At 71.5% G+C, this 13270-nt stretch carries 11 protein-coding genes; 4 read left to right on the top strand and 7 right to left on the bottom strand.

What is annotated here, in order from left to right; all coding sequences use genetic code 11:
• Positions 1-155 precede the first annotated feature (155 nt).
• Complete coding sequence (locus ACOJUI_RS02605; protein WP_422116551.1) at positions 156-917, bottom strand: PQQ-dependent sugar dehydrogenase; 762 nt, start codon at positions 915-917, stop codon at positions 156-158.
• 425 nt (positions 918-1342) lie between these two features.
• Here ACOJUI_RS02605 and ACOJUI_RS02600 point away from each other — a divergent pair, with 425 nt between their 5' ends.
• Entirely contained in the window at positions 1343-1579 is a 237-nt protein-coding gene (locus ACOJUI_RS02600; protein ID WP_422116550.1) for a type II toxin-antitoxin system Phd/YefM family antitoxin, read from the top strand.
• A 20-nt stretch (positions 1580-1599) separates the two neighbouring features.
• Positions 1600-1995 (top strand): type II toxin-antitoxin system VapC family toxin, encoded by a 396-nt coding sequence (locus ACOJUI_RS02595; RefSeq protein WP_422116549.1) that lies wholly within the window; start codon positions 1600-1602, stop codon positions 1993-1995.
• Positions 1996-2043: 48 nt separating this feature from the next.
• Here ACOJUI_RS02595 and ACOJUI_RS02590 read toward each other — a convergent pair whose 3' ends face one another.
• Genes ACOJUI_RS02590 through ACOJUI_RS02575 form a run of 4 tightly spaced genes read right to left on the bottom strand, consistent with a single transcriptional unit; the run spans position 2044 to position 5950 of the window.
• Positions 2044-3471: a plasmid pRiA4b ORF-3 family protein gene (locus tag ACOJUI_RS02590; protein WP_422116548.1), complete on the bottom strand. Its 1428-nt coding sequence runs from the start codon at positions 3469-3471 to the stop codon at positions 2044-2046.
• A gap of 28 nt (positions 3472-3499) precedes the next feature.
• A complete protein-coding gene (locus ACOJUI_RS02585; protein ID WP_422116547.1) occupies positions 3500-4456 on the bottom strand; it encodes a sucrase ferredoxin in 957 nt (318 codons plus the stop codon).
• Positions 4457-4469: 13 nt separating this feature from the next.
• Positions 4470-5702: a cupin domain-containing protein gene (locus ACOJUI_RS02580; protein ID WP_422116546.1), complete on the bottom strand. Its 1233-nt coding sequence runs from the start codon at positions 5700-5702 to the stop codon at positions 4470-4472.
• Entirely contained in the window at positions 5699-5950 is a 252-nt protein-coding gene (locus ACOJUI_RS02575) for a BatC protein (protein WP_422116545.1), read from the bottom strand. Before ACOJUI_RS02575 ends, ACOJUI_RS02580 begins: the two co-directional genes overlap by 4 nt.
• Before the next feature lie 283 nt (positions 5951-6233).
• Between ACOJUI_RS02575 and ACOJUI_RS02570 the strand changes: the two genes are divergently transcribed.
• Complete coding sequence (locus tag ACOJUI_RS02570; RefSeq protein WP_422116544.1) at positions 6234-9443, top strand: exonuclease domain-containing protein; 3210 nt, start codon at positions 6234-6236, stop codon at positions 9441-9443.
• Between the two features lie 15 nt (positions 9444-9458).
• Here ACOJUI_RS02570 and ACOJUI_RS02565 read toward each other — a convergent pair whose 3' ends face one another.
• On the bottom strand, positions 9459-10688 hold the full coding sequence (locus ACOJUI_RS02565; protein ID WP_422116543.1) for an MFS transporter: 1230 nt from the start codon (positions 10686-10688) through the stop codon (positions 9459-9461).
• A gap of 389 nt (positions 10689-11077) precedes the next feature.
• Positions 11078-11815: an MgtC/SapB family protein gene (locus ACOJUI_RS02560; RefSeq protein WP_422116542.1), complete on the bottom strand. Its 738-nt coding sequence runs from the start codon at positions 11813-11815 to the stop codon at positions 11078-11080.
• Between the two features lie 394 nt (positions 11816-12209).
• Here ACOJUI_RS02560 and ACOJUI_RS02555 point away from each other — a divergent pair, with 394 nt between their 5' ends.
• Positions 12210-13268 carry an extracellular solute-binding protein gene (locus ACOJUI_RS02555; RefSeq protein WP_422116541.1) on the top strand — a complete coding sequence of 353 codons (1059 nt, stop codon included), beginning with the start codon at positions 12210-12212 and terminating at the stop codon, positions 13266-13268.
• Positions 13269-13270 lie beyond the last annotated feature (2 nt).

Below are 13270 nucleotides of genomic sequence, written 5' to 3'. Positions count from 1 at the left end.
TATAAGCAAGGTTATTATACGATCCGATAGTGGGTTAGTCGGGTCATATCCGGTCGGCGCGTCCACCACGAATCCGAGCTCACCATCGACGCGCCGATCGGCACCGACTGCAGCGCTGCAGGACTGCTCGGGATCTGACCAGGCGCCCCGGCGGGTCACGGCGGCGGCACGAGGCGGAGGATGCGGTCACCGCCCTCGGCCGCCTCGCCGCGGCCGTCGGTGGTGTTGGTGAGCACCCAGAGGGAGCTGTCGGGGGCGAGGGCCACGTCGCGCAGGCGGCCCGCCTCCCCCACGAGCAGCTCGCGCACGGAGTCCGGATCCTTCAGCGGCACCGCGCGCAGTCGCTGCCCGCGCAGGTTCGCGACGTACACGACGTCGTTTGCGATCGCGATGCCGCTGGGACTGGCCTCCTCTGGTGCCCACTGCAGGAGCGGATCGATGCGGCCGTCCTGGTCGGCGATGCCCTCCACCTCGGGCCAGCCGTAGTTGCCGCCGGGCTCGATGAGGTTCAGCTCGTCCCAGGTGTTCTGCCCGAACTCGCTGGCGACCATGGTGTCGTCGCCTGCCCACGCGATGCCCTGGGGGTTGCGGTGCCCGACGCTCCATACGAGCGAGCCGGGGAACGGGTTGTCGGTGGGCACGGTCCCGTCAGGGGTGAGGCGCAGGATCTTCCCGGCCAGCGACTCGAGGTCCTGCGCGCTCTCGGGTCGGCCCGCGTCCCCGGTGGTCGCGTACAGCATCCCGTCCGGGCCGATCGCCAGGCGCCCGCCGTTGTGGTTCCCGGCCGCCGGGATCGCCTCGACGAGCACCTCCGCCGGGCCCAGCCCGAGGGTGCCGGGATCCCCGGTGAGCGCACGGCGCTCGATGCGGTTCCCGCTCGCGGTGGTGGCGTAGGTGAACAGGTGGTCCTCGTGCACGGCCAGGCCCAGCAGTCCGCCCGCCGCCCGGGGTGACGCCCTCGATGACCGCGACCTCGCGGGTGGTGCCGTCGGCGGTGAGCTCGAGGACGCGGGCAGTGTCGCGCTCGCTGATCAGCGCGGTCTCGCCGTGGTACGCGATCGACCAGGGGACTTGGAGCCCGCTGACCAGCGTCTCGACGCCATCCGTAGCAGGGGCGGGTGTCGCGGGCCCGGCCGACGGGCCGGTGCAGGCGGACAGCAGCACGCCGGCCGCGAGCGGGGCGGCCAGCAGGAGGGCGCGACGTCGGGTGATCACCAAGGCTCTCCTCGTCGGTGAGCGGCGTCGACCGGTGAGTCGACGCTGCGACCAGGGTAATGCGGCGGCGGTGAGAGTCGTCAGACCGGCACGGCCGACGGTGTATCACCGGTGATACACTCGACCCATGAACGGGGTGACGATCAGGGATCTGCGCAATCGCAGCGCCGAGGTGCTGCGGCGGGTCGAGCACGGGGAGACGCTGACGGTGACGCGCGACGGCGAACCGGTCGCCGCCGTCACCCCTCTGCCTCGGCGCGCGCTCGGTGTCGAGACTCTGATCGCACGTCGACGTTCGCTGCCGGCGATCGACGCCGAGGAGCTGAAGGCCGAGATCGACGAGCTGATCGACCCGGAGCTGTGAGGCATCCGAGCCTAGAAGGCGTGCTCGATACGTCCGCATTGATCGATCTCGCCGGCCTGGATCCGGCGTCCTTGCCGTCGACGCCGAGCATCACGGCGCTCACCCTCGCGGAGCTCTCTGTCGGTCCCCATGTCGCCCGCTCCTCCTCGGTGCGCGCTGCACGGCAGGCGCACCTGCAGCAGGCCGAAACGGATTTCGAACCGATCCCCTTTGACAGTGCCGCCGCGCGTGCCTTCGGGAGGGTCGCCGCCTCCCTGCGAGCCTCCGGACGCAAGCCGGCGGCTCGCGCCTATGATGCGCTGATCGCTGCGACCGCCCTCTCCCGCGAGCTGCCCCTCTACACCGCGAACCCCAAGGACTTCCGCGACATCGAGGGGCTCACGGTGCACGAGGTGCGGCGCCGGGACGACGGATGAGCCGCTGCCGGAGGCCGGCCATGCCTGCGCCGGTGCTGCTCGCGCCGTTCAGTCCTCATCGTCCGGCGGCGGCGCCAGCACCGTCGTCGCCAGGTCACGGGCGACGCGGGAGAAGGTGCTGAACTTCTCGCCCTCCTGCTGCGCGGTGAGGTTCCACAGCAGGGCGGTGGCGGGAAGGTCGCGCACATGCCCGAAACTGACGGGCTCGTCGCCCGCCCGCCATCCGGCCTGGGTGAGCTCGTCGGCGACCCGGTCGAACGAGACCTCGTCGCCCGGCCGGGTGCTCGCCACGTGGAGCAGCAGCAGCGCGGCGGCGTCACGCTCGAAACCAGGAGCCGGCGGGATCAGCCCCTCCACCAGCAGCTGCCAGACCGCGCGGGGGTCGATGCCGGCGGCCGCCGCGCGCCGGGTGGGCAGCAGCGCTCCCTTGTACTTCCGCAGCAGCTTGAGCTTCTGGAGGGCTTCGCGGAACGCGAGCAGGTGGACCGCCAGATTCTCCCGGTTGTTCTTCCCGTACCAGGTCTGCTGGCCCGGGACGACGGCGCTCGCGGCCACCACCAGGTCCGGTCGCAGGTACCCCGCCTGGGTGAGGGCGAGGCCGCCGTCCGCGGCGCGCTCGAGGAACCACAGCACGGCGTGGAGGGCCGCTGCCAGGTCCTCCTCCTCTGGGGTTTCCGGCGCGTAGGCGACGTCGATCAGGCGGCGGGAGAGGTCGCGAGCGGCGGGAGCGCCGCCGAGCCGTGCGAGGACGTTCTCGAGAGCCGGGTGCAGGCCGGCGGCCGCGACGCCGCGCTGCTCGGCGGCCAGCGCCTGGTTCAGTGCATCGAGGTCGAAGGCGGCGGGGTCGGGCAGCACCGCGCTGAGCTCGTCCGCGGTGGTCAGGCCTCCGCAGTCCTCGGGCGGGGCGGCGCGGCGGCCGCCGACGGCGACGACGCCCGGGGTGTCGTCGGACGCGGGGCGGACGCCCTCGACCTGCAGCACCAGGTGCCAGTCGTCGCCGTAGTCGTAGACGTACTCGAGCCGGTCGCCGGGCTCCTGCAGCGCCTCGTCGATCCGCACCTCGGCGACGGGCAGGCCCGCCTCCTCCCCCTGCTCGACGTCGAAGGGGCACAGGAACAGCTGGGCGTGCCGGTCGAAGGGGTTCCCGCCCAGCGCGAAGCGGAACAGGTGGTAGTCCTGCCAGTCGAAGGCGACCTGGAGGATCCGGTGGAGCGCGGCGAGGGTCAGATCGGAGCGCAGCTCGAGACGCCGCCAGATCGGCGGGGACGCGTGCTGCAGATCCACCCGGACCGTCAGCACCGCCATGTCCTCCAAAGGCGGTCGACGTCGCTCCACCGGCTCGGGTCGCTGGAGGCCGGACCCGGCCTCGGTCAGAAAGCTGCCGACGAAGGCTTGCAGCTCGGTCGTGGACAGCGCCCCGGTGATCTCCTCGAAGCGGCGCCGGATGTCGTCCTCGGACGGGTGCTCTCGCGTCATGGGAGCGAGGGTACGGGAGCGGGCATGCTCACCCCTGGCCGACGCCCGACCCGCTTGGCGCCCAGCCGCCCTGCCCGGGGCGGACCTGCATCGAGACCGCCTCGTAGCGGCGCACCGGGAAGGCCCTCCGGGCGCCGCAGGTGCTCAGCAGCGGCTCGGTCCAGCTCTCGCGCAGTCTCACCACGAGCCCGTCGGCGCCGTGGCGCAGGTGCACCGTGGTGGGCTCCTCGCCGGTGCCAGGCTGCTCCGCGAGCACAGTGAAGGCGTCGAGGCGGTGGTCGCCGAGCTGGACGCGGGCGTGGTCCTCCGCGGCCTGGGCGGCGAGGCTGATCGCGCTGCGGCCGCGGAAGTGCTCGGGCACGAGCAGTCCGCGCTGGTAGGCGGCAACGATGTCCGGGGCGCTCTCGGCCGGCACCCGCCCGTAGTACAGGCCGTGCGGGAGCAGGATCATGGTGGCCGCGAAGCGGTCCCCGCCCAGGTGGGAGCACTCCCAGGTCTCCTCCGGATAGGCCTCCGCCAGGGCTGCGGCGACGGGCCGTCCCCGCACCGCGCAGCACTGGTCGTGCCGGGCGTGGGTGCAGACCAGGAGCGCCGGCCGGTCGGAGGGCTCCCCCGCCGAGCCGTCCAGCGGCAGCTCCAGCAGCTGCGCCGGATCCTCCACGGTGCCCCAGCGGATCTCCTCGCGGCCGGGCCGGGAGTCGGCGATCGCCCAGCGCATCGTGGTGCGCTCGCGGCGCTGGTCGGCGCGCAGCCCGAAGCGGCGGATCGCCACCGGGCGCAGCCCGGCCCGCTCGGCGCGCACCGCGATCGCCCGACCGAGCTCCCGATCGAGGATCGAGTCGAGGAAGGCGTGCGGACCCCAGGGCCCGTCGATCTCGACCAGCAGCCAGCGCCGCCCCAGCCCGCCGGTCGCGCCGAGGGCGTCGCCCCGCTCGCGGGAGCGGTCGCTGCAGGGCGCCCACTCCGCGGGCGCGGGCGACGTCATCGGAGCTCGCCTCTCAAAGCGGCACCACGACGCCCTCGCGCAGCAGGCGCCGGGAGACCACCAGGGAGGACTCGGCGTCCAGGCCCGGCAGGGCGCCGGCTCCCTGGGGTGCGGCGTGCAGGGCGCGGACGGCCGGCGCCGCCTCGGCGGGCAGGGTCACCGTGGCGGTGCGCAGGTGGATCCGAATCTCCTGCTCGCCCTCCTCGATGCGTTCTGTGAGCGCGTCGCGCCAGGTCAGAAGGGTGTCGGCGTCGAGTTCTGCCAGGGCGTCGAGGGTGGCGAGCGGGCGCACGGGTGCGGGCCGGGTGGCCTCCGCGTGGGCGCGGTGCAGGGAGCGGGCCACGTCATCCACTGCTGCCCGGTGGAGCAGGGCGTGGGCGGCGGCGACCGTGGCGGCGAGGTCCGCGGCCAGCGACGCGGGGTCGGTGTAGTCCACGCCGAGGGCGAGGGAGCGGCGCAGCTCGGGGTCCTCGCCGGCACGTTCCAGGAGGGTGCGCAGCAGGTCCTGGCGGGTGGTGGCGCGCAGGCCGATGGTGAGGTGGATGGAGGTGCCGCCCTGTGCGACGGCCGAGTGCAGCCAGCCGCGCGGCAGGTAGAGCACGTCGCCGGGTTCGAAGACCTGGTCGATGTGGGGCGCACCCTCAGCGGCCGCGGCGACGGCATCGCGGTGGTCGGTCCAGGGCTGGTCCGCGAGCGGATGGGGGTGGACCGGCTCGTGGATGCTCCAGCGCTTGGTGCCGGCGATCTGCAGGACGAACACGTCGTGGGTGTCGTAGTGGGGGTCGAAGCCGCGGGAGGAGGCCGGGGTGATGTAGGCGTTGACCTGCGCGGGATGCCCCAGATCGGCGACCAGGGCGCGGGTGAAGTCCCCGATCGGGCCCCAGGTGCGGTGCAGGCCCTGCAGCACCAGGGTGGCGCCCGCGGCGAGCTGCGCGAGCACCTTGGCGGAGTCCAGCTGATCGCCCACCTCGGCGCCGGTGCCACCGGAGGACGTGAACAGGGACGGGCTGAGGACCGTGCCCTCCTTGGCCATCCGCACGAACGGGGTGCGCAGGGCACGGCGGGCGATCAGCTCGTCGACCGCCTCGGCGCTGAAGAGGTCCGCGAAGCCGCCCGGGCTGCGGGTCAGCAGCGGGCGATCGCCCCAGTGCTCGCGCGCGAACTGCTCGCCGGACAGGCCGGTCAGACGCCGGAGCGCGGGGCGATCCTCCGCCCCGCGCTCCGACCGCGATGCGGCCTCGCTCATGCGGTGCCGTCCGCACCACCGTCGTGGCCCTGCGGGTTCGCACCGCCGTCGGCCGGGCCCTCGCCGCCCGCGGTGCCGTCGGCGCCGCCGTCGTGACCGTCGGGGTTCGCGCCGCCGTCCGCGGGACCCTCGCCGGCCGCCGTGCCGTCGGCGCCGCCGTCATGGCCCTGGGGGTTCGCGCCGCCGTCGGCCGGGCCCTCTGCGCCCGACGGGCCGGTGGTGCTGATGTCCTCGTCCTTGATGCTCATGCTGTCCTCCTCGAACGTCGGTTCCCGGCGATGTGCCGCCGGTCACGACGCTACCGGGCGGTGCGGCGAGGTGGGAGGGCTTCGGCGGGACGGGACCGATCGGTCATGGGTCGCCGGTTGTCGTCGGTGGGATCCGGTGGCCACAGCGGAGCCGTCGCGGTGTCGTACCTGCGATGATCAAGCATTCATCGATCCCTGTTCGGGAAGGACACCTGTGGGACTGCTCGATCGCCTCCGCAGACGCACTGCGGCCACGCCGGAGGCACCACCGCCCACGGTGACCATGCCGTCCTCCCCACGGATCCCCCGTTTCGCGGTGATCGATGTCGAGACCACAGGCCTCACCCCCGCCGACGAACGAATCATCGAGCTGGCGATCATCCGCGCGGACGAGCACGGGCGTTCGATCGACCAGTGGGTCACGCGCCTTGATCCCGGCAGGCCCGTCGGCGCGACGCATGTGCACGGGCTGACCGATGCAGACCTTGCCGACGCCCCGACCTTCGCGCAGCAGGCGCTGGTGATCGGCCGGGCACTGCAGGGGCTGGTCGTGGTGGCGCACAACGCCGACTTCGACATCGCCTTCCTCCACGCCGAGTTCTCGCGCGCCTCGTTGCCGATGCCACGGTTCACCACGTACTGCACCCTGCGGGGCAGCACGCTGTACCTCCCGCATCTGGCGCGGCGGCGGCTCGCGGACTGCTGTGCGCCCTTCGGCATCGCGAACACGGGGGCGCACTCAGCGCTCGGAGACGCGAGCGCCACAGCGCAGCTCCTGCAGCGCTACCTGGCGCTGGATGCGGAGACGGGATACGACGCTCCGCTCACCGCCTCCCGTGCCTTGCGCCCCGCGGCCGCTCCAGCGCCGATCGACCCGGTTCCCGCCCCCGAGCCACCTTCACCGGCCGACGGAACCTCCCCGATCTCTGCCGCGGCCGTTCGCGCCTGGGCCCGCGAGAGCGGCATCCCGGTCGGCGAGCGCGGGCGACTGCCGGCCGGCCTCGTCGCGCAGTACCGGGAGGCGATGGCGCCGGGCAGTGCGTCGGCACAGTCATCCCGCGTTCCGGCACCGCCTACGGCCGCGCCACCGTCGGGACCTGAGCCGGCCGCGGCCAGCGGCCCCCGGGAAGCACCCTCGCCGACCTTCGCCTCGACCGACACGCCGTCCGACGCACCCACTCGACCCCTCACCATCACCCCCGAGTTCCAGGCGGCACTCGATCACCTCCATGCCGGCCACCACCTCTTCCTCACCGGCAAGGCCGGCACCGGCAAGTCCACCCTGATCCGCCACTACCTGGAGACCACCGCGCGACGGACGATCACGGTCGCCCCGACGGGGATCGCGGCCCTGAACGTCGACGGGTACACGATCCACCGCCTGTTCTCCTTCCCGGTCGGCGTCACCGAGGACATGGTGCGCGGCAGCGGCTACTACCCGCGCCGCTTCGCGAAAGCCCTCAAGGAGCTCGACACCCTCATCGTCGACGAGGCCTCGATGGTCCGCGCGGACCTCTTCGACGCGCTCACGGCAGCGCTCGAGAGATTCGGCCCCCGCCCCGGCACCCCGTTCGGCGGTGTGCAGCTGGTGCTGGTCGGAGACCTCTATCAGCTGCCGCCGGTGGTCACCGATCAGGAGGCGGCGTGGATCGAGGAGCGCTTCGGCACCCCGTTCTTCTTCTCCGCCCGCTCCTTCGACGCCGCGGCCTTCCCGGTGGTCGAGCTGGGCACTGTGTTCCGGCAGCTCGGGGAGGACCAACTCGTGCACCTGCTGAACGCGGTGCGCGAGGGGACGCTGCTCGAGGACGCCCGCGCCGAGCTGAACCGCCGCACCGACCCGAACTTCGAGCCCGATCTCGACGAGTTCTGGTTGACGCTCGCCACCACGAACCGGATCGTCGGCGCCCGCAACCGCCAGATGCTCGAGCGCCTCCCCGACCCGGCACGGACCTCCGCCGCAAGGATCACCGGAGACACCGACGGGTTCGAGCACCCCACCGAGGCCTCGCTCTCGCTCGCCGTCGGCGCGCAGGTCATGATGCTGACCAACGATCCCCTCGACCGCTGGGCGAACGGGACGCTGGGCAGGATCACGGCGATCACCGAGAACGCCGCCGACGACGACGGACCGGTCGTCACGGTGCTCCTGCGTGACGGCCGCACCGTCGCCGTGCGGCGGCACATCTGGGAGATCACCCGACCCAGCGTGCAGGGCGGCGCCTTGGTGCACGAGGTGGTGGGCACCTTCACCCAGTTGCCGATGAAGCTGGCCTGGGCGATCACGATCCACAAGTCGCAGGGACAGACCCTGGACCGGGTGGTCGTGGATCTCACCGGTGGCACCTTCGCCAATGGGCAGCTGTACGTGGCGCTGTCCCGCTGCACGAGCCTCGAGGGCCTGGTGCTCAAGCGAGAGGTGCTCCCCCGGGATCTGAAGACCGACCAGCGGGTGCGACGCTATCTCGCGACGGGAGCCGCCCCGACCGACGTGCTCGGTGAGGCGTACCTGTCAGTGCTCACGGTGGGCACCGAAGGCGGCCAGTGGCGCCCGCGCCCGGTCGAGATCGCCGTGGTGACCGACGACGGGGATGAAGCGACCACCGTCATCAACCCCACCAGCGACCTGTTCGACGCGAGGTCGATGTTCGGCCTCGCGACGAGGGATGTGCAGCTCGCGCCGCTCCTCGCCGAGGCCTGGCCGGCGCTCAGCTCGATGCTGGCCGGTCGGGTGCCGGTGGGCGTGAACGTGGATCGCCAGCTGGCGCACATCGACTTCGAGCTCAAGCGCAACGGGATCGTGGAGCCGATCCCGCTGGGACTCGAGCTGCCGGGCGGCCTGCTGCGCGCCGATGAGCTCGCACGCCTGAAGGCGCCGACGGCGCTGGAGCGGGCCCGCGCGGTCCGGGATGCCGTGCAGCGAGTGCGCCGCGCCGGCGCGGATCTGCCCGGCACCGGCACCGCCTTCCGGCAGCTCGTCCACGGGCACGGCTACCTGCTCGCCCGCACCACCGGTGCCGAGGGCACGACGGCGCCGACGGGCTTCGTGGTCGGCGGGAATCTCACCGCCGAGGACGATTCGGCCGAGGTGCTCGCCCGTCTGCTCACCGTCACCTGGGAGCGGGTGCTCTCCCCCGACCAGGAGGTGATGGATCGACTGCGTACGGTCGAGCAGCACTACGGCGTCAGCGTGCTGCCCGCGGGGTTCGAGGCCGCCGGACCGGTCGATCTCGCAGCGGTGCTCGTTCCCGGGGCGCGGATCTGCTTCTCGGGGTCGGTGGACTCCCCCGCCCACGGACCCCTCAGCAAGGAGGAACTGCACCGCGTGGCCGAGACCCGCGGCCTCGTCGCCGTGCCGACCCTCACCAAGACGAGGACCGACGTGCTCGTGGTCGCCGAAGCGGGTTCGCAGTCCGGAAAGGCGAAGAACGCGGCGAAGTGGGGGAAGCCGGTGATCGTGGCGGAGGAGTTCCTGACGTGGGTGGGGCGCGGGTGAATGGGTGTGGGGCGCTCAGCGTGCGACGAGCTGGTTCAGTCGCTCGGACATGACCAGACCCAGCACCACCAGCACCGCGAGGAACAGCGGGAAGATCCACAGCCCGGTCAGCGTGGACACCGCCCCGAACAGCGGCGGCGCGAGCGTGGAGCCGGTGTAGGCGGCGGCCATCTGGACGCCGATGATGGCCTGGGAGTTGCGGGGGCCGAAGTTGACCGGCGTCGAATGGATGATGGCCGGGTAGATCGGGGCCGAGCCGAGGCCGGCGATCACCAGACCGATCAGCGCGAGGTAGTCGGTCTCCAGCGGCAGCGCCAGCATCAGCGCGCCCAGGCCGACCGCCACGAAACCGCCCCGGATCAGCTGCCGGTCACCGATCCGGTCGGCGACGATGCCGGCGAGGAAGCGGCCGGCGGTGATGCCGAGGAGGAAGAGCGAGGCGAAGGCGGCCGCGGTGGCGGGGGTGACGCCGCGGTCGGCGACGAGGTAGGTCGAGGCCCACAGGATCGCGGTGCTCTCGAGGGCGCAGTAGGCGAAGAACGCGGTCAGCACGAGCAGGACGCCGGGCATGCGGAGGACCCGCATCAGCGGGACGTGGGCGACGTCCCTGCCGGAGGTCTCGGCCTCATGCGCGGCGGGAGCCTCGGCGGGGTCGCTCGGTGCGACCGGATTGACCTTCCGCCACAGCGGGATGCTGAGCACCAGCGCGAGGGTGAGGGCGACCTGGATGAGGCCGACGATCCGGTACGCGCCGGGCCATTCCAGGCCGGAGGTGAGGGCGTAGCTCATGATGAACGGGCTGATCGAGGCGCCCACTCCCCAGAAGCTGTGCAGCCAGTTCATATGCCGGGCGGCGTAGTGCAGGGCCACGTAGTTGTTCAGGGCCGCGTCCACCGCGCCCGCTCCCAGCCCGTACGGGATCGCCCACAGGCACAGCATCCAGAAAGAGCCCGAGAGGGAGAAGCCGACGAGCGCGGCGGCGGTGATGCCGACGCTGACCGCGGTCACCACCCCGACGCCGAGGCGCCGGGTGATCCGCTCCGAGGCGAGGCTCGAGACGATGGTGCCCGCCGCGATGATCATGGTGATGATGCCGGCGAACGCGACCGGGACGCCGAGGTCCTGGTGCATCACCGGCCAGCCCGCCCCGACCAGGGCATCCGGGAGTCCGAGGCTGATGAAGGCGAGGTAGATGATCGCCAGCAGGAGCGAGTACACGGCGGCGGGCTGCTTTCGGTAGTTCAACGGGCGTGGCGATCGCGATACGGCATCGCTCGCGAAGCGGGGACCTGGGCGTCGCACGACGCTTCGGCGAACATCCCCGGGGACGAGCTAAAACTGTCCGATGTGAGGTTTTACCTCGCAGGATCGTACTCGCGGCGCGAGTTCCGTGCCACACGTGGCGCCTCCGCTCGACGGCGCCACCGAGGCAAGCATCGGCCCGCCAGCCTCCACTCGTCGCTCCAGGGCGCCCAGCCCGACTCCGATGCCCGGGACCAGCGCCGGCCTCGACGGAGCCGCCGGGCATCGGGAGCTGGTCGCTTCCCATCCGCGCGGCGATCCTGCGGTCCTGGATGCCGGGTGCGACTGGCGCCCACAGTAGTGCTCTGCGCGCTGGACGCCCCGGCAGCGGCTCAGATCTCATCCGCGTCGGCGCCATCCTGGTCGTCGCGATCGACGCGGAGCGAAACACGTTGGACGCCCTCGATCTCCATGAATTGGGGCACCAGATCGCGCAGCGGGGTGCGGCCATGGAAGCGGACGTCCACCTCGACGGACCGGCGAACAGCGTCACCCTCGATCCGACGACTCCTGATCACCGATGAGGAGAACCCCATCGCGGTGGAGGCGGACAGGAGGTCGCGCAGCACGCCCGCACCGTCTGCGTACCGGACCCGCAGGATGCGGTGCCGATCCTGGTTCGGGAGCATGCGCACCAACGGGGCGACGGCGAACAGCGTCAGCAGGTGCAGGAACGTCAGGAACACGGCGAGCGAGAGCATGCCTGCGCCGGCGGTCATGCCCACGGCGGCCGCCACCCAGACGGTGGCAGCGGTGGTGAGGCCGCGCACGACGTTGTGTCCTTTGAAGATCACGCCTGCACCGAGGAATCCGATCCCGGAGACGATCTGAGCTGCGATGCGAGACGGGTCGAGCGTCACGTCCTCGGCCAGGACAGCCGAGAAGCCGTAGGCGGAGACCAGAGTGAACGCGCACGATCCCAGGCCAACCAGCACATGGGTGCGGAACCCCGCGCTCTTCTGCCGGATCTGGCGCTCCAGGCCGATCAGCGAGCACAGGACGAACGTGATCAGCAGCAGCTGAGCCTCCACGAGGCTTGACTCGTGGAAGATCCCGACGAACGGATCCATGGTGAGAACTCCTCCGAATAGGGCAGGCGGCACGGGCAGGCTCAGTCGCAGAGCCCGTGCCGGCACGGGTCGGAGCCTCTGCGTGCGTCGCCGCCGCGGTACGACCTGCGGCGACACGGGTCCACGAGCAGACTCCTTACGCGGAAAGCCCCGACGGGCGACCGACGCAGGCCCCGGCATCGCGACCAACGAGCAGCCGGGACCCGTGATGCCTCGAATGTCTACTGACCTGGGACGATCCAGGACGCACCGGCTCGACCGCAGGTCTCGAGACGCAACTTGCGCCGTGACGTGACACGCGCCATATACTGTGCGACGCTACCATGAACGCGCGTTCATCCCGCGTGTGCGCCCCGATGACCGTGGCTCACCACCCTTTCGAAGAGGAACCCTCATGCTGACCCGACGCACACTTCTCACCGCCCTCTCTGCGACCGCCGGCCTTGGCGCGCTCGCCGGCTGCACCCCGCCCCAGGAGAGCGGAGGCGACGACGCTGCGGAGACGCTCACCGTGTACTCCAACTCCCTTTCCGACGGCCGCAGCGAATGGCTGCAGGAGCGGGCCGCCGCTGAGGGTTTCAGTTTGCAGTTCGTCGATCTCGGCGCGGCCGAGATCCAGAATCGCCTCCTGGCTGAGGCTGCGAACCCCATCGCTGACGTCGTCTTCGGCCTGAACAACGTCTACTTCGAGAGGCTCATCGCAGAAGAGGTGCTCGAGCCCTACACCCCGGCGTGGTCGGGCGAGGTCGACGCCGCCCTTGGGGATGGCGAGCACTTCTGGCCCATCGTGCGGGAGCCGATCATGCTGGTGTTCAACGATGCGGTGTTCCCGGACGGCGAGGGTGCCCCCACCGACTGGTCCGATCTCTGGACCGATCCCGCCTTCGAGGGGCGTTACGAGGTGCAGTCGACCCTCGGTGGAGGGACGACCCAGATGGTGATCAGCGGGATCATCTCCCGTTTCCGCGATGATGCCGGTGAGCTCGGAGTCAGCGAGGACGGCTGGGCGCAGCTGGGCGAGTTCTTCGCCAAGGGCAACCCGTCCGTCGAGGGAACCGATCTGTTCGCGCGATTGGCGGGCGGAGAGGTCGACATGGGGCAGATGTGGCTGGCGGGGAAGTTCGCTCGCGAGGAGGAGTACGGGCTCACCACCACTGCGGTGAATCCCGAGGTCGGTGTCCCCTATGCCGTGCAGCAGGTAGCGATGGTGGGCGGCAGCAAGCGCGCCGAGACCGCCGGGGCGTTCATCGACTGGTTCGGAAGCGCCGAGGTGCAGGCGGCCTGGTCGACGGAGTTCTTCACCGCGCCCACCAACGAGGCGGCCCGCGAGAACGCCGACCAGGAGGCGCTCGAGATGACGGAGTCCTTCACGCAGCAGGACATCGACTGGGAATTCGTGTCCGAGCACCTCGACAGCTGGATCGAGAAGATCGAGCTGGACGTCCTGGGCTGAGA

The sequence above is a fragment of the Brachybacterium sp. UNK5269 genome (assembly GCF_049266655.1).
GTDB lineage: Bacteria > Actinomycetota > Actinomycetes > Actinomycetales > Dermabacteraceae > Brachybacterium.
The sequence above is the reverse complement of the archived record's forward strand: the minus strand, read 5'-3'. Positions and strand labels throughout refer to the sequence as shown.